Consider the following 21896-nt stretch of genomic DNA (forward strand, 5'->3'; position numbering starts at 1 on the left):
ACGTCAAGATGGCGTTACGGAGCAGACAGGGCTATGATGTTGAAAACACGCAAACCCGACCGAGGCAAGGTCACTAAATTGGATCGTAAACGCATTCCCGATGGGTCCTCTGGCCCGGCCCAACTGTCGCTTCGCATTTTGGCGACGACAGACTTGCACATGCATATCCTGCCCTATGACTATCTGTCTGATCGCAAGGTGGAACGGTGGGGGTTGTCGCGCACCGCTGGTTTGATTCATCAGGCCCGGATCGAGGCGAAGAACTCGATCCTGTTGGACAATGGTGACTTTCTGTACGGCACCGCCATGGCAGATCTTGTGACCGCGGCAGGTCACACGGACACCGCGCTGCCGGATTTCGATATACACCCGATGATCGCCGCCATGACACATCTGCGATATGATGCGGCCACGTTGGGCAATCACGATTTCGACCATGGGGTCAGCTCGCTTTTCGATGTGATTTCGCAAGCAGATTTCCCGGTTGTTTCTGCCAATGCTGTTGACCGGCTGGCCTTTGATCCGCGCCAGGATGCCACCTTTGTGCCGCCCTATGTCATTTTGAACCGCGAGGTCGAGGACGCCGACGGCCATTTTCATGAGCTGCGCATTGGGGTGATTGGCTTTTTGCCACCGGGATCGATTAAAACCACGGGCGAGCCGCATCAACCCGTGACCCGTGACATCGTTCAGGCCGCACGCGCGCATGTGCCCGAGATGCGTCGGAAAGGGGCACATATTGTTATTGCGCTGGCCCATTCAGGCATTGGCGACGAAGAGCATGTCGACAACATGGAAAACGCTCTTTTGCCGCTGTCGCGGATCGAAGGGATTGATGCCATTATCGGGGGGCACACCCATCAGGTGTTTCCCGATCCCCAAAAATCTTCTGGCAGCGATGCGTCATGCCCTTCTTTGCGTGACGAAGTGGCAGGCACGTTGAACGGGGTGCCGACCGCTTTGCCCGGTTTCTGGGGTTCACATCTGGCTGTGATTGATCTGGATATTGCACAGGGACCTGCGGGGGACTGGCGGGTCATGCGGCATTCCAGCGGTTTGCGATCCGTGGATGCGTCGAGCCATGAGGAGGCCAATCAGATTTCGCCAAACGAAGGCGCACCCATTTCCCGAGGGTCGAAAAGGCCCCATGGGGAGAGCCAAGCGTCCGACCGGGCGGCATCTGTCCGCAAAGATATGCGCGAAACCTCGGGTGGATTTGTGGATCTCGTGCGCCGCTTGCATGAAAGCACGGTTGCGCATCTGCGCACGCCTGTTGGGTTTCTGACCAATGATATCGACAACTACTTTGCGTTGTTTGGCGCTGACTGTGCGACCAAGCTGGTCCAGAAAGCGATGGTCGCAAAGGTGCGTGATTTGGTGGCGGGAACCGAGCTGGATGCCTTGCCCATTCTGGCCTCCAGCGCGCCCTTTAAGTCTGGAGGGCTTGGGGGGCCTAACTATTTCACGGCCATTCGTGCCGGAGAGCTGACAAGGCGTGCGATTTCAGACCTCTATCTGTTTCCGAACGAACTGGCGCTGGTGAAGGTGACCGGTGCCGAGTTGCGCAATTGGTTGGAGCGCGCTGTGAGCGTGTTCAATCAGGTGCTGCCGGGGGAAAGGGGCGTTCTTTTGAAAGAGGATGCAACGCCCGGATACCTCTACGAGACAGTTTACGGGTTGAGTTATCGGGTGGATCTGTCGCAACCGGCGCGGTTCACGGCGCTGGGCGCGCCAGCCGGGCTTGGCGCCGGGCGCGTGCTGGACCTGTGCTATAACGGACAGCCTTTGGAAGACGGGCAGGTGTTCTTGCTGGCGACCAACGATTTCCGCGTCAGCGGCGGCGGCGGGTACCCTGCATTTTCGCCGACTGCCCAGGTGCCGGTTCCGATGATGCCGATTCGCGAGGTGCTAGAGGAATATGTCCGGCAGGCCACGGTTCTTGCGCGAGACCTTCAACCCATCTGGTCTTTCGCGCCGGTCGAAGGCGCTTCGGTCTTGTTGAAGTCATCGCCCAAGGCGCGCGAAACGCTGGAGAGATATCCGGCACTGGATATTTCTGTGTGGTCTGAATTGGACCGTCGCGGTTTTGCCCATTACGAGCTTCATCTCTGAGCGCTTGCATCCTGTCGCCCGGCCCCATATATCAACCGCCGAGAGGTTGGTGCGGGCAGGCGCCTCGCCAATCTGGTCAGGTCCGGAAGGAAGCAGCCACAACGAGCCCCGTCTGGGTCGTGTCCAGCCTCTCACCAAGCATCAAACCCGCAGGGTTTGATGCCCCGACAGGCGAAACTTGTTTTCGCCGAGAGGGATACCACCCGACAGGCGAAACTTGTTTTCGCCGAGAGGGATACCACCCGACAGGCGAAACTTGTTTTCGCCGAGAGGGATACCGCCCAGCAGGCGAAACTCGCTTTCGCTCCAAGGGACACCGCCCGACAGGGACTTTCAGTATCTCTTTTGGGTTTACACAGGCCGGGCAATTCGGCCGATGAATTGACGGAGGGATTTTATGAGTGTCGCAACCGCCTTTCAGGCAGGTCGCAACTAACCCGGCCCCGAACTCTGGCGCGCCGGACTTGCCTGACCCCGTTCACCCAACGCCGCGTTTGCGCGACGGGTGCCTTTTTGTGCTGAAACAGGCAGACCAATGACACTGACACTCATGGACCTTGGATGGTCCCCTTCCTTCGAACAAGACCGGGCTATGCAGCCTGACACACTGACCCCTTTCCGCCTTACCGAAATCCACCGCGCACAGATGACCGCGCTGGGCGAGGGCGGACAAGTGACCCTGACCACACCGAAATTTTCGGCCGGAGAGCTGGCCGTCGGCGACTGGGTACTTGCTGACCCCGAAATGCGTATTCAACATGTGTTGGAGCGCCGGTCGCTGTTGCAACGGCGTGGTGCTGGCACGGATGTGCATGTGCAACTGATCGCTGCCAATGTGGACACGCTGTTCATCGTCACCTCTTGCAACGACGATTTCAACGTCGCCCGCGTTGAACGCTTTCTGGCGCTGGCGCATGAGGCGGGTTGCTACCCGGTTCTGGTGCTGACCAAGGCCGATCTTTGTGATGATCCGCGCGCTTATGAGGCCGAGGCGCAGGCGCTTGATCCCATGCTGACAATCCTGACCGTCAATGCCCGCGATGCGGAAAGCGCGAAGGATGTTGGCGCGTGGTGCAAGCCGCCTCAGACTGCGGCGTTCATCGGCTCGTCTGGCGTGGGCAAAACCACATTGACCAACGCATTGACAGGCGGCGACGCGGCCACGGGCGCCATCCGTGAAGACGATGCAAAAGGACGGCATGTGACAACGGCGCGCTCAATGCGACCGATGCTGAACGGCGGCTGGATCATCGACATGCCGGGCATGCGGGCTTTGCGGCTTCTGGACACGCGCGAAGGCATCGACAATGTGTTCGATGATTTGGCCGAACTGGAAACCCGCTGCCGTTTTTCGGATTGCCAGCATGAAACAGAGCCGGGCTGCGCCGTGCAAGCCGCGATTGCGGCGGGCGAGTTGGATCTGGAGCGGTTGGACCGGTGGCGCAAGCTTCGGCGCGGCGAGGCCAAGAACTCTGAAACCGTGGCGCAGTCACGCTCGCGCGAGAAGAAGTTTGCGAAAATGGTCAACACGCATGTGCGTGGGGCGGGAAAACGCAAGGGGCGCTGAGGTATCCTCATGGTATCTGGTGGCTCACTTCGTGAGCCTGAAGGGGCGTTGCCCCTTGAGGGAACCCCGTGCGGGTTTCCCTCTACGCATAGGTATTTTCGCAAGAAAATAAGGGAAACGGTCCCGAGGCGCAGCCTCGGGCCACCCCCAAGCCAGTTGACCGACAGGTCATGAAGGCGCGGGAGCGCTTCCGTTGGCGGGTTGGCACGCCCATGCCTGCTGTTGAGCTGTTTCCACCGCACAGGGGCGGGCCATACGCAACCTGTCCAGAGCAGCCTCGGGCGCCTCGCGTTCTTCCACCAAAAGCCTCAGAAGGATCATGCCCGAACGGCCGCAGCCGCCTTTGCAATGGGCCAGAACCTTGCCGCCGCTGTTCAGGATGCTACGTGCGCTCTGAGACACCTTGGGCCAGGCGTGTTCGATCCGCTCAGACGGCGCGCCAAAATCCTGAATGGGCAGGTGGTGCCAAATGACGCCTTTTGCACTCAGTTCCGTGCCAAGGGTCGCGGCCCCATAGCTGTGCATCTCGCGCATCGTGGTCATGGACAGGACCATGTCGGGCGCCCAGTCGAGCAGTGTCTCAAGGTCCTCGCGGAAGTCTCCGCTGTGGCCGGGCAGCGGGCAGATGCCCAATGTGCCGGGTCCGGCAGGCAGGCTTGCGATGGGAAACAAAGGCTCCATGAGATGGGCGTAGCATGTGGAATGGCTGCCGCCAACGGTCTTTCGGTGGACGCCGCGCGGATGCGGCCTTAGTCTGGCCCGGACACGAATCCGGCCCGAAGGCAGCTCATGACCGAAACAGAGACCGACGCCCCCGCCTATCAGGTGTTGGCGCGCAAATATCGCCCCGAGACCTTCGCCGATCTGGTCGGGCAAGAGGCCATGGTCCGCACGCTGAAAAACGCGTTTGAAGCGGATCGGATTGCGCAGGCTTTTGTGATGACGGGCATTCGCGGGGTCGGCAAGACCACCACGGCGCGGATCATTGCCAAGGGGATGAACTGCATTGGCCCCGATGGGCAGGGTGGCCCGACGGTTGAACCATGTGGTGAATGCGAACATTGCGTCGCGATCGCCGAAGGGCGCCATGTGGACGTGATGGAGATGGACGCGGCCTCGCGCACCGGGGTGGGCGACATTCGCGAAATCATCGAAAGCGTGCATTACCGGGCGGCCTCGGCGCGTTACAAGATTTACATCATCGATGAGGTTCACATGCTGTCGACCAGTGCGTTCAACGCGCTGCTCAAGACGCTGGAAGAACCGCCCGCGCATGTGAAGTTTATCTTTGCGACCACCGAAATTCGCAAGGTTCCGGTCACTGTCCTGTCGCGCTGTCAGCGCTTTGACCTGCGTCGGATTGAACCCGAAGACATGCTGGCCATGCTGCGCCGGATTGCTGATGCCGAGGGCGCCGAGATCGCGGATGACGCGCTGGCGCTGATCACCCGTGCTGCCGAAGGGTCTGCCCGGGATGCGCAGTCTTTGCTGGATCAGGCGATTTCTCACGGCGCTGGTGAAACCACCGCCGATCAGGTGCGCGCCATGCTGGGGCTTGCGGATCGTGGCCGGGTGCTTGATCTGTTTGACATGATCCTGAAGGGTGACGCGGCCGGGGCCTTGACGGAACTGGGCGCGCAATATGCCGATGGGGCCGACCCCATGGCAGTGCTGCGCGATCTGGCCGAGGTCTCACACTGGGTCAGCGTCATCAAGATCACGCCTGAAGCCGTCGAAGACCCTACCGTTTCCCCGGATGAACGCACGCGCGGGCAGCAGATGGCGCAGGCCTTGCAGATGCGGGTCTTGGCGCGGATGTGGCAGATGCTCTTGTCCTCGATCGAGGAAGTGGCGCGCGCGCCCAACGCGATGATGGCGGCCGAGATGGCGGTCATTCGATTGACCCATGTGGCAGACCTGCCAACGCCGGAAGAGCTGGTGCGCAAATTGAAGGATGCGCCGGTGCCTCCTTCTAGCGCGCCCGGTGGTCCCGCCGGTGGACCGGGGGGCGGTGCTCCGGTTGGTGCGCCTTCGGCGGGCGGGGCAGGGGCCTCACACCACGCGGCACCGGGTGGGACTGCGGGTGGTTCGTCGGGGGGTGCGACTGGTGGCGCGACGGCCCTTGCGGTGCAGGCCGGGCCTGATACGGCGCTGGCGCATTATGCGCGGTTCGAGGATGTTGTTGAGCTTATTCGGATCAATCGCGACGTGAAGCTGTTGGTTGAAGTCGAAGGGGGGGTGCGGCTGGCCGCTTATCAACCCGGACGCATTGAGTTTACCCCATCTGCCACAGCACCTCAGGATCTGGCGGCGCGATTGGCGCAGCGCCTGCATGGTTGGACGGGCGTGCGCTGGGGTGTGACGCTGGTCAATGGTTGTGAAACGCCGACTATTGCGGAAACCCGTGATGGCGAAAAGCTGGCCTTGGAAGAAGAGGCCCGTGCGCATCCGCTGGTTCAGGCTGTTGTCGCAGCCTTTCCCAAGGCCCGCATCACCGAGATTCGGTCTGCCGAGGATATGCAGCAGGAAGCCGCCGAAGAGGGTTTGGCCGAGGTTGAAGACGAGTGGGATCCCTTTGAAGAGGACTAACCCGCACCTTGTATCGGGCGCGTGCCGCCCGTATCTAAAACCCAAGTTGAAACATTAGGAGCAGCAGATGTTCAAAGGACTGGGCGGGCTTGGCGATATGGCCGGCATGATGAAAAAAGCGCAGGAAATGCAGACCAAAATGGCCGAGCTGCAGGACAGCCTTGCAACCATGACCGTGGTCGGCGAAAGCGGCGCGGGTCTGGTGAAGGCCACGGCCACCGCCAAGGGTGTGTTGACCGGTCTGGACATTGATCCAACCATTTTCAACCCGGATGAAAAAGAGGTGGTCGAGGATTTGATCCTTGCCGCCATCAAGGACGCGCAATCCAAGGCGCAGGAGCGTTCGGAAAGCGAAATGTCGCGCCTGACCGAAAGCCTTGGCCTGCCCAAGGACATGAACCTGCCGTTCTGATCCGCTGATGTCCGAAGCTCCGCGTGATATCGAGAACCTGATCGAGCTTATGGCGAAGCTGCCGGGGCTCGGGCCGCGCTCGGCGCGTCGCGCGGTGCTTTACCTGATCCGCAAACGTGCGCTGGTGCTGACGCCTTTGGCCGATGCGATGCAGGCGGTGGCGGAAACCGCGCGTGAATGTGTGACCTGTGGCAATGTTTCGACGGCGGATCGTTGCGACATCTGTCTGGACAAAAAACGCGCCACCGGCGAGATTTGCGTGGTCGAGGATGTGGCGGACCTGTGGGCGATGGAGCGCGCGGGTCTGTTCAAGGGGCGCTATCACGTGCTGGGTGGCACGCTGTCGGCGCTGGATGCGGTTGGACCCGAGGATCTGGGCATTCCGCGTCTTGTTCAGCGCACCCATGACGAAGCCACGCGCGAGGTGATCCTGGCGCTGAATGCGACGGTCGATGGGCAAACCACCGCGCATTATATTGCCGAGGCGCTGGAGGATCATTGTCTGGTGTCCTCGCTGGCGCAGGGTGTGCCCGTGGGCGGCGAGCTGGATTATCTGGACGAGGGCACGATCTCGGCCGCACTGGCTGCGCGCAAACGGATGTAGGTTCGCGGGCGCCGGTGCCCGGTGCGGATTTCGTGCCTTCGGCGAAGGTATTTTTGACAAGAAAATGACACGCGCGGCGGGGGCTCAGAACTGATCCAGCAGCCGCTTGAGGTAGTCACGTTCCAGAGCGGGGCGGTCTTGTTCGCCCGCCCGCTTTCTTAGTTCCTGCAGCAATTCACCCGCGCGACGCCGGGCGTCTTCGGTGTCGCCCAGCGGGCTGTCTGTGGCGGTGGCACCGCCGCGCCCGGAGGGGCTGCGCCCCAGCGGGTCTCGCTGGCCTGCGCGTTGTCCCTCGCCGGGGCTTTGCCCTTCTTGGCCGTTGTCGCGCGCCTGTTCGTTTTGCATCGCCTCGTCAAAGCGGCGCATGCCTTCACGCATGGCCTCCATGGCTTCGGCCTGACGGTCGAGCGCGCGGGGCAGATCGCCCTGTTCCAGCGCATCAGCGGCTTGCCCCATGGCGCGCCCAGCATCGTCCAGTGCGTCGCGGGCGGCTTGGCCAGAGGGATCGCCCGCACCGGGTAGATTGCGCCGTTGCTCTGCCAGCTGATCTTGTAGCGCGCGCTGCTGGTCCGAGAGTTGACCACCCTGACCAGCCCCATCCGCATCATTGTCGTCCGCACCGCCACCGTCTCCGTTTTCGCCCTGTTGCCCGCCGGTGCCATCATGGCTTTGCCCACGCCCCTGACCGCCATCGCGCCCCTCGTTGCCTTCGGCTTCACCTGCTTGCGACCCTTCGCCCTGCTCCTGCAGATCGCGGAAGGCCCGGTCCGACAGGCCCTGTTGTTGGCGCAACGTGTCTTGCAGGCCTTCGCGCGCCTGATCACCGGGTTGGTTGGCTTGTCCGTTCTGGGCCATTTGCATGTTTTCCATCATCTGGCGCAGTTGATCGAGCATCTCCATCGCCTCGGCCTCGCGCCCCTGACGCATCAGCTCTTCGATGCGGTCCATCATCTCTTCGATGTCTGACTGGCTCAGCTCGATGGTGTTGTCCGAGCCAGCGGGCTGGTTCTGTCCGTCGCTGGGGTCCTGTTGGGCGAGCTGCTCCATATAGTCCCGCATGGCCTGACGAAATTCGTCCATCAGCTCGGCCAGTTCTTCGGGGCTGGCACCGTCGCGGGCGGCCTGTTCCAGCCGGCGTTGGGCCTCTTGCATGCGCGCACGGGCATCTGCAAGCTGCCCATCCTCGAGCGTGACGGCGGCATCCCAAAGCGCCTGTGCCACTTCATCGCGAAGCTCTGTTGGCAGGCCTGAGGCCACGTCCGAGAATCCCAGCCCGCTTTCCAATCGGCGAATGGCGGTGCGCAGTTGAAGATAGACCCCGTCGGGCAGGGCCAGATCGTCGGGTCGGTTCAGAGTGGCGCGCAGAATTTGCGCCACGCGCGGGGCGTTTTTCCGGCTCCACATGAGGTCACGACGCTGTTCGATCACGGCGCGTGCGACCGGGTGCAGAAACCGGCGGGCGGGCAGGACCATGGCCATGGGTTTGCTTTCGGCGATCTGGGCTGCGCCATCTTCGACCCACAACACCATATCGACGGGCAAACCGGCGAACGGGTGCTGGGTCAGGTTGTCTTCCAACAGATTTTCCACAAGCGTGCGGCTGCCGCGAAAGGGCAGCGGCAGATCGACAATCACCGGGTCGCGCGGCTCGGGATCGGTTGACAATCCGTGGCGACGGTCAACGCGCGCGGGGGCCAGCGCAAACTCCGCCCGTCCCGAGGTGATCCCGTAGTCATCAGCGGCCACAAACCCAACCGAGAAATCGCCGTTCAGGCGGCGGGTCAGGGGGCCATCCGGGCGAATGGCAGGCGGCACGTCGCCCACGGCTGTCAGGCTCCATCGTTTGGTGTGATCCGTGGCGATGGCCAAGCTGCCACTGCGTGTCAGGCGCTGGCGGTGCTGGGCGGGAGTGGGGGTATCTGTGGTCAGGTCAAGTGCGCTGCCCGACAGGGTGATCCCTGCCAGATCGCCATAGCTGTGAAGGGTCAGGCGGCTGCCCGAAGGCACGGAAAGCGGCCCCTCGGGCTGGTCGGGCAGGTAGAGGCTGGGTTGGCCGGTATAGGCGGGTGGTTCGATCCAGCCCTCCCAACTGGCCGCTGCAAGGGATGTCGCGGCACCACCTTCTGCAAGGCGAGTGTCATCGGGTGCGGTCCATGGCCCAAAACCTATGGCAAGCACGGCCCCGGTCAGCGCGATGAGCCGCAGGGCGAAAGGGTCACGCGGCGCCACGCGCAGGTTGGGGGATACGGGCTTTGCCTGTGCGATCTTCTGGGCCATCCGGGCGCGATGCGCTTGCCACAGGGCCGTGGCTGCCGGATCGCTTTGGCCCGTGGCCTGTTCGTCCATCAGGGCGGCAATCGGGTGGCCGGGCAGGGTGTCATCCAACCGCGAATAGGCCTCTGAGCTTCGGGGCCATGTGACCTGTCTGAGGGCGTGCACGGCCGCCGCAATCGCGGCAAGGATCAGGCCCAATGTCACGCCACCCGGCAGACCGGAAATTCCAACTGCGCCAAAGCCTGCAAGGGCAACCGCGGCAAGGCAGATCGTCACAAAGGGCCAGCCCGCATGCCAGAGCCGTTCCAAAACCATCCCACCCCTTGTCAGTGCAAGAGGACGGGCAAGGCGCGCCAACGCCTTGTCGGGGGTGGTTTTGCGGGTCACCGGACCCGGCGTGTCATCACAGCCATTCTGGAATGGTATCGCGTCCCAGCATCTCTTCATAGGTGGGACGTGCGCGGATGACGGCATATTGATCGCCCATCACCAGCACTTCGGGGATCAGGGGGCGCGAATTGTATTCCGACGCCATCACGGCGCCATAGGCGCCAGCTGACCGAAACGCGATCAGATCGTCCGGGGCCAGCCCATCCATATCGCGCCCCTTGGCGAAAGTGTCGCCGGTTTCGCAGATCGGGCCGACAATGTCGTAGCGGGATTTTTCTTCGCCCGGCGTGACCTCGACCACGGGGATGATGTCGTGATGGGCCTCGTACATGGCTGGGCGCACAAGGTCGTTCATGGCCGCGTCCACGATCAGGAAATCCTGGCCTTCGCCCTCTTTCACATAGATGACCGAGGTGACCATGATGCCGGCATTGCCCGACACCAGACGGCCCGGTTCGATCTCGATCTCGCAGCCCAGATGGCCGACGGTTTCACGCACCATTTGCCCGTATTCGATGGGCAGGGGCGGGGCGTCGTTCGAGCGTTCATAGGGAATGCCCAAGCCACCACCCAGATCAAGCCGGGTGATGTCATGCCCGTCTTCACGCAGCGCCTCGGTCAGCTCGGCGACCTTCTGATAGGCTTCGCGGAAGGGCTGCAATTCTGTCAGCTGCGATCCGATATGCACATCGATGCCGACGGCTTTCAGACCGGGCAGGCGGGCAATCTCGGCATAGACTTCGCGGGCACGGGCAATCGGAATGCCAAACTTGTTTTCAGATTTCCCGGTCGAGATCTTTGCATGTGTCTTTGCATCCACATCCGGGTTTACGCGCACGGTGACCGGAGCAACGACGCCCAACTCGCTGGCCACCTCTGACAGCACCCGCATTTCGGGCTCGCTTTCCAGATTGAACTGCCGGATGCCGCCGGTCAGGGCCAGCCGCATTTCTTCACGGGTTTTGCCGACGCCGGAAAAGACGATGCGCTCGCCCGGCACGCCAGCGGCAATCGCGCGGCGGTATTCGCCGCCCGAGACCACATCCATGCCTGCGCCCATCTCTCCGATCAATTTCAGAACGGCGAGGTTGGAATTCGATTTCACTGCGAAACAGACAAGGTGATCAGCCCAGCCCAGTGCTTCGTTGAAAAGACCGATATGGCGTTTCAACGTGGCGGCGGAATAGACATAGAATGGCGTGCCAACCTCGGCAGCAATTTCTTGGATTGACACGTCTTCGGCATGCAAAACACCGTCTTTGTAAAGGAAATGGTCCATCTTGGGCCTCGTCTGTCAGCGCTTATTCGATGCCCTAAAGGAAGCGGGCCGCGCTGGCAATTGCCTAGACGGGTCGTGTGCGCAGGAAAAGGTAAAGCGGCAGACCACAGCTGACCCCGATCAGAAAGGTCGCCGGGATCGCCCAAAGTGCTGACCAGTTGCGGCGCACTGTGGTTTCGGCCACGATCCAAACGGTCAGGGCGATGGCCGAAAACACAAGGTCCATGCCCAGCCCCTTGGTGGCCAGATTGGCCCCCCATGCGGTGAAGAGCGCGTTCAGATCCAGCCCGTTTTCGCGAAAGAACGCGATGAAATAGGCATAGGGCGCGATGGCGCCGATCACAGCAAGCGCAAGGTAAAGCTTGCGCAAGGGAGAGATGCGGGCGGTCATCCGCGCGCCTGTTGTTGGGCCGTGTCTTCGGCGCTGCCCGGGCGGATGGGTTCGCCATCCGCGCCACAGGCGGCCAGTCCCAGAATGGCGATGACCAGCGCCGCGCGGATCATGACAGTTTCTCTTTCCAGCGCGCGATCTGCTTGCGCACTTCGCTGGGCGCGGTGCCGCCATAAGAGGTGCGCGAGGCGACCGAATTGTGCACACCCAGGACGCCAAACACGTCGTTGGTGATATCGGCATTCACCGACTGCATGTCTTCAAGGCTCAGGTCCGGCAGGTCACAGCCGCGCGCCTCGGCCATGGCCACAAGCGATCCGGTCACGTGGTGGGCGTCGCGGAACGGCATGTTCAGCGCGCGCACGCACCAGTCGGCAAGGTCCGTTGCGGTCGAGAAGCCCGACGATGCCGCCGCTTCAAGGCTATCGGTATTTGCGGTCATGTCAGACACCATACCCGTCATCGCGGCCAAAGCCAGCATCAGGGTGTCGGCGGCGTCGAAGACCTGCTCTTTGTCTTCCTGCATGTCCTTGGAATAGGTCAGCGGCAGACCCTTCATCACGGTCATGAGCCCGATATTGGCCCCCATGATCCGGCCGATTTTTGCACGGATCAGCTCCGCCGCATCCGGGTTGCGTTTTTGTGGCATAATGGACGAGCCGGTCGACCATTTGTCGGACATGCGCACAAAGCGGAACTGGGCCGATGACCAGATCACCAGCTCTTCGGCAAAGCGGCTGAGATGCATGGCGCAGATGGTGGCCGAGGACAGGAACTCCAGCGCGAAGTCGCGATCCGCCACGGCGTCCAGCGAGTTCGCCGCCGGGCGGTCAAAGCCAAGCGCCTCGGCGGTCATATGGCGGTCAATCGGAAAAGATGTGCCTGCCAGCGCAGCCGCGCCCAGTGGGCTTTCGTTCATCCGCGTGCGTGCGTCACGGAAGCGCGACATGTCACGGCCAAACATCTCGACATAGGCCATCATGTGGTGGCCCCATGTGACTGGCTGTGCGGTTTGCAGGTGAGTGAAGCCGGGCATGACCCAATCGGCACCGGCCTCGGCTTGGCCCAGAAGTGCGCGGATCAGGGCATCCAGCCCGTCGATGGCGGCGTCCATCTGATCCCGCACCCAAAGGCGGAAGTCCGTGGCAACCTGATCGTTGCGCGACCGGCCCGTGTGAAGACGGCCAGCCGGTTCGCCGATGATCTCTTTCAGGCGGGCCTCGACATTCATGTGGATGTCTTCCAGCGCGGTCGAGAAGGCGAAGGAACCGCCCTCGATCTCGGCCAGCACGGTCAACAGGCCTTCGCGGATGACCTTGGCGTCATCCTCGGTGATCACGCCTGTCGCGGCCAGCATTGCGGCGTGCGCGCGCGAGCCTTCGATGTCCTGTTTGGCCATGCGCTGGTCATAGCCGATCGAGGCGTTGATCGCCTCCATGATCGCGTCGGGTCCAGCCGAAAAGCGGCCCCCCCACATTTCATTCGCGGATTTCTTGTCGTCGCTCATGATCGGCCTTTCAGAACATCTGTCTTTTCACAGGTTTGCTATACGCGGGGTTGCGTGCAGGTGCAATTGTTCTGCGTTGGCAGGTGGACAGCGGCGCGCGGCATGGTCCCGCCTATGGAATGTGTTTGGGTTTGAGAGTGGCCCCGGACCTTCTAAGATCACCCTGTCAGTAACGAGGGGGATGCGCGATGCATGTGATGAAACGACGGGCGGTTGTCGCCGGGCTTGCCCTTAGCGCAGCCCTTCCAGCCCCCTTGCTGGCCAATGCCGGATTTGCTGCATGGCGTGATCAGTTTGCCGCGCGTGCCCGTGCCGCAGGGCTTTCAACACAGGCGGTGAAGGCGCTTGGACAGGCAGAGTTTCTGCCATCCGTCGTCAAGTCAGATGCAAAGCCTGCGGAAACAACGCGCAGCCTGCGTGACTATATCCAGTCGGCGGCGTCGCCCCAGCGAATCAAAGGTGGCCAGCGCGCCTTGTCGCGCTATCCGACCCTGCTCAAAAAGATCGAGCGCAAATATGGCGTGCCCAAAGAGGTGGTTGTGGCGATCTGGGGTATGGAAAGCAGCTTTGGTGCGGTGCGCGGGTCGACCCCCGTTTTGTCCACGCTGGCCACCCTTGCTTACGAGGGTCGGCGTCGCGACCTTTTTGAAGCCGAGCTTCTGGCTGCTTTGAAGATCCTGTCGGCGGGCGATGTGTCTGCGACCCGTATGCGGGGGTCTTATGCCGGGGCCATGGGGCACACGCAGTTTATGCCCAGCTCTTTTTTGACCCATGCGGTGGATTTCAACCGCGATGGGCGGCGTGATATCTGGTCGGATGACCCGACGGATGCGCTGGCGTCGACGGCCGCTTACCTCAGTGCGAAAGGCTGGAAGAAAGGGCAGCCTTGGGCCGTGGAGGTGCGATTGCCGAAAGGGTTTGATCTGGCCGTCACGGGCCGCGTTTTCCCGCGCCGCTTGCGGGACTGGGCCAAAATCGGCGTCACAGATACGCAGGGGCGGGCGCTGAAGGGCAATGCGCAGGGCGCGTTGATCCTGCCGGCGGGACCGGACGGTCCTGTGTTCATGATATTTCAGAACTTCCACGTGCTGAAAACCTACAACTATGCAGACAGCTATGTGATCGGGGTTGGCCATCTTTCCGACCGTCTGGCCGGGCGCGGGCCGATCGTGTCGGGCTATCCCAAACGCCCATGGGGGATGAGCCGGGGTGACCGGCAAGAGCTGCAAAAACGGCTGAATGCCCTTGGGTTCAAAGCCGGGCGCCCCGATGGCGTGATCGGTGAAAAGGGGCGTGCTGCGATCCGGGCCTATGAACAGGCGCGCGGGCTGCGGGTGACGGGTGTGCCTAGTGCTGATCTTCTGGCGCGGCTGCGATCGTAAAGGCCGCATAGCGGTGGCACGATGTCAGGTGGTTGTTGAAAAGCCCACAGGCCTCCATCCAGGCGTAGACAATTGTTGGCCCGCAGAACTTGAAGCCTGCCTTCTTCAGGTCCTTCGATATCTGGGTCGATAGGGGCGAAGATGTGGGCACGTCGGCCTGATGGTCGTAGCCGCCAACAAGCGGCACCCCGCCGACATATCCCCACATCATATCCCGAAATGCATCTGCGCCGCCTAAATCCAGATAAGCCTGAGCGTTGGTAATGGTGGCTTCGATTTTTCCGCGGTGCCGAATGATGCCTTTGTCCTGCAAAAGCCGATGCACGTGGTCCTCGCCCCAACCCGCGATGTTGGCGGGGTCAAAACCGTCGAATGCGGCGCGAAAGTTGTCTCGCTTTTTAAGGATCGTGATCCAGCTCAGACCGGCCTGAAACCCATCAAGGATCAGCTTTTCCCAAAGTGCGCGCCCGTCCCATTCCGGCACTCCCCATTCAAGGTCATGATATGATTGATAAATCGGATCATCCGAGCACCAAGGGCAGCGGTCCATTTTTATTCCTGTCCGTTCGTATAGGTTTCTGCGTCGAAAAATCCGCGGGTCGATACAATTTTAACCGAACTGTCGATTTTACGCACCGTTAGCATAATCCTGCCAAAACTGCTTGCAACTGGGACAGGAAACTCCGCGCAAATCGGGGTCTCGCAACAAGTGAAGTGACGCGACTATGGTTCATCAAGCAGACACGCCAACAAGCAGCCCTCTGGCCGAAGCCATCTCGATGCGGGATCGGCAGGCATTGGACCTTGTGCGTGAAGCGCTGGACCGAAAACGGGTCAAGCTGGCCTATCAGCCGGTTGTTCAGACGGCAGATCCTGAAAAAATGGCCTTCTACGAAGGGCTGTTGCGGGTCCTTGATCCAACTGGCCGGGTGATTCCCGCAAAAGACTTCATCGATTCCGTTGAGGATAAAGAACTGGGGCGGATGCTTGATGCGCTGGCGCTTGAAAAGGGGTTGGAGGCCTTGCGTCAGGAACCGGGCTTGCGGCTATCGATCAATATGTCCGCCCGATCCATTGGCTATCCCGGTTGGAAAACCGTGTTGGATCGGGGTTTGGAAGATGACCCCCATCTAGGTGAGCGGCTGATCCTGGAGATTACCGAACGCACGGCAATCACCATGCCGGATCTGGTTCAGGTTTTCATGTCTGACCTGCAGCGCAAGGGTATCAGCTTTGCGTTGGATGATTTCGGGGCGGGGTATACTTCTTTCCGATATCTCAAGGACTTCTACTTCGATATCATGAAAATCGATGGGGAGTTTATCACTGGAATTCACGACAATCCCGACAATCAGATCCTGACGGCGGCCATGATTTCCGTGGCACGGCATTTCGATATGTTTACGGTTGCGGAAAGCGTCGAAACCTATGAGGACGCGGCCTATCTTACCGCGCTTGGGGTCGATTGCATGCAAGGGTATTATTTCGGCGTTCCGACCCTGACACCCTATTGGCAAGACGTGGCCTGACCTTTCCATATTTGTCTCGCAATCAGGGGGGCATATGCGGCTTGTCCGCATATATGCCATCGCGCGACTTGATTTTCTCTGCATCGCAGCACAGGATGTGCCCAGCAATGAACTTGCGCTTATGGCGCCGTTTTAGACATTTCTGAACGGCGCGCCGTGCAAGCTCACCAGTTGGAGGAAAAGGAAGCACTATGACCAATGTCGTAATCGTATCGGCCGCGCGTACCGCCGTGGGCAGTTTTTCGGGATCATTCGCGAACACGCCTGCCCATGATCTGGGCGCTGCCGTTCTGGCTGAGATCGTTGCCCGCGCCGGGATTGACCCGTCCGAGGTCAGCGAGACCATTCTGGGTCAGGTGCTGCAAGCCGGGCAGGGGCAAAACCCGGCCCGTCAGGCTCATATCAATGCAGGCTACGCGAAAGAGGCATCGGCTTGGGGCATCAACCAGGTTTGCGGCTCGGGCCTGCGCACCGTTGCGCTTGGCGCGCAGCATGTTCAGCTTGGCGACGCCGCGATCGTGGCTGCCGGTGGGCAAGAGAACATGACCCTCAGCCCTCATGTTGCGCATTTGCGTGCGGGTCACAAAATGGGCGACATGAAATTCATCGATTGCATGATCCGCGATGGTCTGTGGGATGCGTTCAACGGCTACCACATGGGCCAGACCGCCGAAAACGTGGCCGACCAGTGGGGCATCACCCGAGAGATGCAGGACGAATTCGCCGTCGCCTCGCAAAATAAGGCCGAAGCCGCGCAGAAAGCCGGCAAATTTGCCGATGAAATCGTGCCCTTCACGGTCAAGACCCGCAAGGGCGACATCGTGGTGGACAGCGACGAATACATCCGCCACGGCGCAACCATGGAAGCCATGCAAAAGCTGCGCCCGGCCTTCACCAAGGACGGCTCGGTGACCGCGGCCAACGCTTCGGGCATCAATGACGGCGCGGCCGCTGTGTTGTTGATGTCGGCAGACGAGGCCGAGAAGCGCGGGTTGGAACCGCTGGCGCGCATTGCCTCCTATGCCACCGCTGGTCTGGACCCGTCGATCATGGGCGTTGGCCCGATCCACGCATCGGGCAAGGCGTTGGACAAGGCGGGCTGGAAAGCACAGGACCTTGACCTTGTGGAGGCCAACGAAGCTTTCGCCGCGCAGGCTTGCGCCGTGAACAAGGACATGGACTGGAACCCGGATGTTGTGAACGTGAACGGCGGCGCTATTGCCATCGGTCACCCCATCGGCGCCTCGGGCTGCCGTATCCTGAACACGCTTCTGTTCGAAATGAAACGCCGCGAAGCGAAGAAGGGTCTGGCGACCCTGTGCATCGGCGGCGGCATGGGCGTGGCCATGTGCCTTGAACGCCCGTAAGCGCGACAGAACTTCACAAAAAGGCGCCTTCGGGCGCCTTTTTTATTGGCATTTTCGTCACGCCTTTGTCGCAGGTGCGAAATAAACTCTGCATTGCGGCAAAATGTTTGCGCAATAATATTGCGCAGGTTAAACAGAAAATGTAACAGAGTTTCAGACCTAGATTCGAAGTGGAGGAAACACATGGCCCGAGTTGCACTCGTCACCGGAGGTTCGCGCGGTATTGGCGCATCAATTTCAAAAGCGCTGAAAGCGGAAGGCTACGAGGTCGCCGCGACCTATGCCGGCAACGAAGAGAAAGCCGCCGCCTTCACCGCCGAAACCGGCATCAAGACCTATAAGTGGAATGTTGGCAGCTATGAGGAAAGCAAAGCCGGCATCGCACAGGTCGAAGCGGATCTGGGCCCGGTCGACGTTGTCGTTGCCAACGCGGGCATCACCCGCGACGCCCCCTTCCACAAGATGACCCCTGAACAGTGGCAGGAGGTGATCGACACCAACCTGACTGGCGTGTTCAACACCGTGCACCCGATCTGGCCCGGCATGCGTGAACGCAAGTTTGGCCGCATCATCGTGATCAGCTCGATCAACGGCCAGAAAGGCCAGTTCGCTCAGGTGAACTATGCTGCCACCAAGGCCGGTGATCTGGGCATCGTGAAGTCGCTGGCGCAGGAAGGTGCGCGTGCAGGTATCACCGCCAACGCGATCTGCCCCGGCTATATCGCCACAGAAATGGTCATGGCGATCCCGGAAAAAGTGCGCGATTCGATCGTTGCAGGTATCCCGGCAGGCCGTCTGGGCGAACCGGAAGAGATCGCACGCTGCGTGGCCTTCCTGGCATCTGACGATGCGGGCTTCATCAACGGGTCGACCATTTCGGCCAACGGGGCTCAGTTCTTCGTCTAAAACGTTTTTGCATTCTGCTGAAAAGCATGATGCGGGGATGTAAGCTCAGTTCTCTGGCTTGTGGGTGTTTCCGGTTCTTGTTGTGCGCCAACAACAAAAGGAAACTCACGCGTCAGGCAGGACAATCACATTTCAGGGGCTGGCCGTTTTGGCTGGCCCCTTTGCGTTTCAGCACAGGCATCATGGATGTGAGAAACGTTCCAATCCAAAGGCCTGCGGACCGGAACGTCTGCGCGCGCGCAGTGTGGGCCTTTGTGTAGGCTTCGCGCAGCGCGCTGTCTGTTGTCGCCGTTTCAAGCATGGTGTGTTCCTGTTAAGTCATGTTTGTCTGTTTGCAGTATCACTCTCTGATATTTATTGGGCAAACGAGACTTTCGCGTGTTTCAGTTTAGTGATATTTAACTGAAATGACTGATCGCTTGCCCCCATTGACCGCCTTGCGTGCCTTTGACGCCGCCGCGCGCCATATGTCCTTTCAGCAAGCGGCGGCAGAACTGAATGTGACCCCGGCTGCCCTGTCGTTTCAGATTAAATCCCTTGAAGAGCATTTTGGTGCTCCGCTGTTTCGCCGTCTGAACCGGGCTGTCGAACTGACCGAGGCGGGGCGTCTTCTGGCCCCCGGAGCGGCAGAAGGGTTCGAAGCGCTTACGGCCGCTTGGCGCAGTGCGCGCAGAAGTCTGGAAACCAATGTTCTGACGGTCACGGCAGGGCCCGCCTTCACGTCGAAATGGTTGGCCCCGCGGCTTTATGCCTTTGCGCAGGCCTATCCACAGATCGAGCTGCGTTTTGCTGCGGGTTTGAGGTTTGTTGATCTGAACCGGGATGAGGTGGATGTGGCCATCCGCTTTGGCTATGGGCCGGATGATGGTCTTTATGCGCAGCCGCTGGAGCAGGAATGGCTGACCCCCGTGATGTTGCCGGCAATGGCGGAAAAATACCCGGAGCCTAAGGACCTTCTGTCGGCCCCGTTGATCCACAACACATCTGACGACTTTCTAAACCCGCCCTGTGACTGGCCCGCGTGGTTGCGGGCAGCTGGGGTCGACGGTGCACCGCGGGTCGCATCTGTGTTTTCACAGCCCGACCATGCGCTGGATGCGGCGATGGCAGGCGTGGGCATTGTGCTTGGCCGTCGCGCCTTTGTGGTGAAGTATCTGGCCGAAGGGCGGCTTGTTGCCCCCTATGGGTTGGCGTTGTCCACCCGTGCCCGGTTCAGGTTTCTGTGTCGTCAGGGGCAGGAAAAGCGCCCGGCAATTGCGGCGTTCCGCGATTGGGTGCTTGCCGAGATTGCAAAAACCAAGCATGTGTCCGAACGCTTTAACATTGTTGCGGTAGAAGATTTGAAATGACCCGCAGAACCGCCACCCTAACGGGGTTCATCGCCGTTCTTTTGTGGTCACTTCTGGCGTTGTTCACGGTGGGCACAGCACCTGTTCCCCCTTTTCAACTCGCGGCCATGAGTTTTCTGATCGGGGGCGTTCTGGGTGTGATCTGGATCGGAGCGACAGAAGGATTGGGCGTTCTGCGCCGTGTCAGTTGGCGCGTCTATGCCTTTGGCACGCTGGGCCTGTTTGGCTATCACGCACTGTATTTTTCAGCATTGCGTATGGCCCCTGCCGCCGAGGCGGGTCTGATTGCTTATCTCTGGCCGCTATTCATCGTTCTCTTCTCGGGCCTATTGCCGGGGGAACACTTACGGATGATGCATATTGTCGGGGCATTGATTTCGTTTGCCGGGGCGGCATTGATCGTATTGGGCGGTGCTCAGGGATTTGAACGCGCAGCGCTTCCGGGTTTCGCGTTGGCATTCCTCTGCGCTCTGACATGGTCGGGGTATTCCGTTCTGTCGCGGCGGCTGGGCAATACGCCTACGGCCTCTGTCGTGGTGTTTTGCCTGGCAACGGCTCTGCTGTCCGGGGCGGCACATCTGGTGTGGGAACAGACCGTATGGCCGCATGGCGCGTTGGGCTGGGCGTCGGTTCTGGGACTTGGGCTGGGCCCGGTTGGGCTGGCGTTTTATGTCTGGGATATCGGGGTAAAACGCGGGGACATTCAGCTATTGGGCGTGGCGAGCTATGGCGCACCGCTACTGTCGACCTTTGTGCTGATCCTTGCAGGGGTGGCCGAGGCTCATCCCTCGCTTTTATTGGCCGGAGGGCTGATCACCGTCGGCGCCTTGTTGGCGGCGCGGGCCAGCGCGGATCAAGCCGCAGCGGACTGACCCGCGCTTTTCAAGCGGTCGTTCAGACCGTGGCCAAGCGTTCGATTTCTTCTTTGATCTTGAGCTTTTGTTTCTTCAGTTCAGAGATTTCTGAATCGCTGCTGCCGGGGGAACGCTGGATTTCTTCAACTTTGTCCGAGAGCAACTCGTGTTTCCTGCGCAGCTCTTCCAGATGCGAACTCATGCTCATGGCGATCCTCCTGTGATGTGATTGAACAAGACAAGTGCAGCACACTTTGCCGGGCTTGTCACGAAAACGTTGCACGGTTTTGCGGATTTTTGCCCGTCAAGGTTGCGCAGACCTTACCCGGGACTCCGTGGCCGCTCACGCGGTCACCACAGGGGCAATGCATGCCCGTCACGCAAAATGGCGCTGACCTCTGGCGTGTAATGCTCTTTGTCCGCTTCATGGGCGTCCCCCATATGCAGCACCAACGGGGCGGCAAGGCGAAACGCCCCGCGTCCGCCCTTGCGCGCATGGACCAGTACCAGTTTCGCTGCGCGTCCGGCGCGTGGACAAAGCGGTTTGACCAGAACTGACCCAAGCCGATCATCCATGGCCGCCAGAACATCCGGCAGTCGTTCTGCCGCGTGGATCAGGGTCAGATATCCGCGGGGGGTAAGCCGCCGCGTCGCCTGATCTATCCAGACCGCCAGCGGTGTGTCCTCGCCCAGTGCCGTTTCACGTGGCCGGTCAGGCGAGGCGCTGCCCCGGTCACGTTTGAAATACGGGGGGTTCATGATCACGTGATCAAAGCTGTCTTCGCGCAGTGCCGGGGGCAGCTCAGCGATGTCGCCTTCGTGAACCGTCAGCGAAATGTTGTTGTCTGACGCATTCTTGCGGGCCAGTTCGGCATAGTTTCGTTGCCGTTCAACGCCGACAAGTCGCAGTCCCGGGATACGTGCACCCAGGCAGAGCGAGGCCGCACCAACACCGCAGCCCAGATCCAGCACCGCATCGCCGGATGACGCATTGACGAAACTGGCCAGAAAAACCGGATCCACCCCCGCACGATAGCCGGCGGTGGGCTGCGACAGGCTCAAACGCCCCCCCAGAAAGGCATCGCGGGTCAATCCGGTTTCAGCTGCGGTCATGTCTTACTCCTCGAAATCGATACCATTGTCGCGCAGAATCGCGCGGGCCAGGAACAGGTCTTTGTCGCGGACCATAAGGCGACGAGGTAAAATTCCTATTGACCCCTCCAGCGCGCTCATATGGACGTCCATCGCAAAGCAGTCTATATCCTCGCCTGCAAGAAGGGCGGTTACGAATGGGATCAGGGTCGGGTCCGTTGTTCGGATAAGCTCTCTCATGCGTTCAGAGTTAAGAACAGACCCCTGCAATTGTCGAGCCGGATACCGGTCG

Annotated in this window: 20 protein-coding genes and 1 other RNA gene; 12 read left to right on the top strand and 9 right to left on the bottom strand. The window is 60.7% G+C overall.

Annotation, left to right across the window (positions count from 1 at the left end; genetic code table 11):
- Positions 1-33 precede the first annotated feature (33 nt).
- The 3 genes from ACRY08_RS13125 to rsgA all read left to right on the top strand — a co-directional run bounded on the left by ACRY08_RS13125 (position 34) and on the right by rsgA (position 3679).
- On the top strand, positions 34-2112 hold the full coding sequence (locus tag ACRY08_RS13125; RefSeq protein WP_432450406.1) for a 5'-nucleotidase C-terminal domain-containing protein: 2079 nt from the start codon (positions 34-36) through the stop codon (positions 2110-2112).
- Between the two features lie 39 nt (positions 2113-2151).
- An RNA gene (ffs, locus tag ACRY08_RS13130) (signal recognition particle sRNA small type) lies at positions 2152-2249 on the top strand.
- 455 nt (positions 2250-2704) lie between these two features.
- Positions 2705-3679: a ribosome small subunit-dependent GTPase A gene (rsgA, locus tag ACRY08_RS13135; protein WP_432450407.1), complete on the top strand. Its 975-nt coding sequence runs from the start codon at positions 2705-2707 to the stop codon at positions 3677-3679.
- Between the two features lie 168 nt (positions 3680-3847).
- Here rsgA and ACRY08_RS13140 read toward each other — a convergent pair whose 3' ends face one another.
- A complete protein-coding gene (locus tag ACRY08_RS13140; RefSeq protein ID WP_432450408.1) occupies positions 3848-4360 on the bottom strand; it encodes a protein phosphatase in 513 nt (170 codons plus the stop codon).
- Between the two features lie 108 nt (positions 4361-4468).
- Here ACRY08_RS13140 and ACRY08_RS13145 point away from each other — a divergent pair, with 108 nt between their 5' ends.
- From ACRY08_RS13145 to recR, 3 genes are all read left to right on the top strand, one after another.
- Positions 4469-6268, top strand: a complete 1800-nt coding sequence (locus ACRY08_RS13145) for a DNA polymerase III subunit gamma/tau (RefSeq protein WP_432450409.1) — start codon at positions 4469-4471, stop codon at positions 6266-6268.
- 67 nt (positions 6269-6335) lie between these two features.
- On the top strand, positions 6336-6680 hold the full coding sequence (locus ACRY08_RS13150) for a YbaB/EbfC family nucleoid-associated protein (protein ID WP_432450410.1): 345 nt from the start codon (positions 6336-6338) through the stop codon (positions 6678-6680).
- Between the two features lie 7 nt (positions 6681-6687).
- Entirely contained in the window at positions 6688-7284 is a 597-nt protein-coding gene (gene recR, locus ACRY08_RS13155) for a recombination mediator RecR (RefSeq protein WP_432450411.1), read from the top strand.
- A gap of 84 nt (positions 7285-7368) precedes the next feature.
- Here the strand turns inward: recR and ACRY08_RS13160 are convergent, their stop codons facing one another.
- From ACRY08_RS13160 to argH, 4 genes are all read right to left on the bottom strand, one after another.
- Entirely contained in the window at positions 7369-10005 is a 2637-nt protein-coding gene (locus ACRY08_RS13160) for a TIGR02302 family protein (RefSeq protein ID WP_432450412.1), read from the bottom strand.
- Positions 9962-11227, bottom strand: coding sequence for a diaminopimelate decarboxylase (gene lysA / locus ACRY08_RS13165; RefSeq protein WP_432450413.1), 1266 nt, complete (start codon positions 11225-11227; stop codon positions 9962-9964). The genes ACRY08_RS13160 and lysA overlap by 44 nt, the downstream gene beginning before the upstream one ends.
- A 64-nt stretch (positions 11228-11291) precedes the next feature.
- Positions 11292-11618, bottom strand: coding sequence for a DUF2834 domain-containing protein (locus ACRY08_RS13170; RefSeq protein WP_432450414.1), 327 nt, complete (start codon positions 11616-11618; stop codon positions 11292-11294).
- 109 nt (positions 11619-11727) lie between these two features.
- Positions 11728-13125 carry an argininosuccinate lyase gene (gene argH / locus ACRY08_RS13175; RefSeq protein ID WP_432450415.1) on the bottom strand — a complete coding sequence of 466 codons (1398 nt, stop codon included), beginning with the start codon at positions 13123-13125 and terminating at the stop codon, positions 11728-11730.
- A gap of 188 nt (positions 13126-13313) precedes the next feature.
- Here argH and ACRY08_RS13180 point away from each other — a divergent pair, with 188 nt between their 5' ends.
- Entirely contained in the window at positions 13314-14507 is a 1194-nt protein-coding gene (locus ACRY08_RS13180; protein WP_432450416.1) for a lytic murein transglycosylase, read from the top strand.
- Here the strand turns inward: ACRY08_RS13180 and ACRY08_RS13185 are convergent.
- Complete coding sequence (locus ACRY08_RS13185; protein WP_432450417.1) at positions 14473-15057, bottom strand: DNA-3-methyladenine glycosylase I; 585 nt, start codon at positions 15055-15057, stop codon at positions 14473-14475. The two genes, ACRY08_RS13180 and ACRY08_RS13185, sit on opposite strands and share 35 nt — an antisense overlap.
- Positions 15058-15232: 175 nt before the next feature.
- On the opposite strand from ACRY08_RS13185, the gene ACRY08_RS13190 reads away from it, so the two are divergent.
- From ACRY08_RS13190 to yddG, 5 genes are all read left to right on the top strand, one after another.
- Positions 15233-16036, top strand: a complete 804-nt coding sequence (locus ACRY08_RS13190; protein ID WP_432450418.1) for an EAL domain-containing protein — start codon at positions 15233-15235, stop codon at positions 16034-16036.
- A 191-nt stretch (positions 16037-16227) separates the two neighbouring features.
- A complete protein-coding gene (locus tag ACRY08_RS13195) occupies positions 16228-17403 on the top strand; it encodes an acetyl-CoA C-acetyltransferase (protein WP_432450419.1) in 1176 nt (391 codons plus the stop codon).
- Positions 17404-17586: 183 nt separating this feature from the next.
- A complete protein-coding gene (gene phbB, locus ACRY08_RS13200) occupies positions 17587-18309 on the top strand; it encodes an acetoacetyl-CoA reductase (protein ID WP_432450420.1) in 723 nt (240 codons plus the stop codon).
- Between the two features lie 407 nt (positions 18310-18716).
- Positions 18717-19658, top strand: a complete 942-nt coding sequence (gcvA, locus tag ACRY08_RS13205) for a transcriptional regulator GcvA (RefSeq protein WP_432450421.1) — start codon at positions 18717-18719, stop codon at positions 19656-19658.
- Positions 19655-20530 (top strand): aromatic amino acid exporter YddG, encoded by an 876-nt coding sequence (gene yddG / locus ACRY08_RS13210; RefSeq protein WP_432450422.1) that lies wholly within the window; start codon positions 19655-19657, stop codon positions 20528-20530. The genes gcvA and yddG overlap by 4 nt, the downstream gene beginning before the upstream one ends.
- Before the next feature lie 22 nt (positions 20531-20552).
- Here yddG and ACRY08_RS13215 read toward each other — a convergent pair whose 3' ends face one another.
- From ACRY08_RS13215 to ACRY08_RS13225, 3 genes are all read right to left on the bottom strand, one after another.
- Positions 20553-20720, bottom strand: coding sequence for a YdcH family protein (locus ACRY08_RS13215; protein ID WP_432450423.1), 168 nt, complete (start codon positions 20718-20720; stop codon positions 20553-20555).
- Positions 20721-20863: 143 nt separating this feature from the next.
- Positions 20864-21625, bottom strand: a complete 762-nt coding sequence (locus tag ACRY08_RS13220; protein WP_432450424.1) for a tRNA1(Val) (adenine(37)-N6)-methyltransferase — start codon at positions 21623-21625, stop codon at positions 20864-20866.
- Positions 21626-21628: 3 nt separating this feature from the next.
- Positions 21629-21844, bottom strand: a complete 216-nt coding sequence (locus ACRY08_RS13225; protein WP_432450425.1) for a DUF2007 domain-containing protein — start codon at positions 21842-21844, stop codon at positions 21629-21631.
- Positions 21845-21896: the final 52 nt, after the last annotated feature.

This window comes from Aliiroseovarius marinus, assembly GCF_050881025.1.
Taxonomy (GTDB): Bacteria; Pseudomonadota; Alphaproteobacteria; order Rhodobacterales; family Rhodobacteraceae; genus Aliiroseovarius; species Aliiroseovarius marinus_A.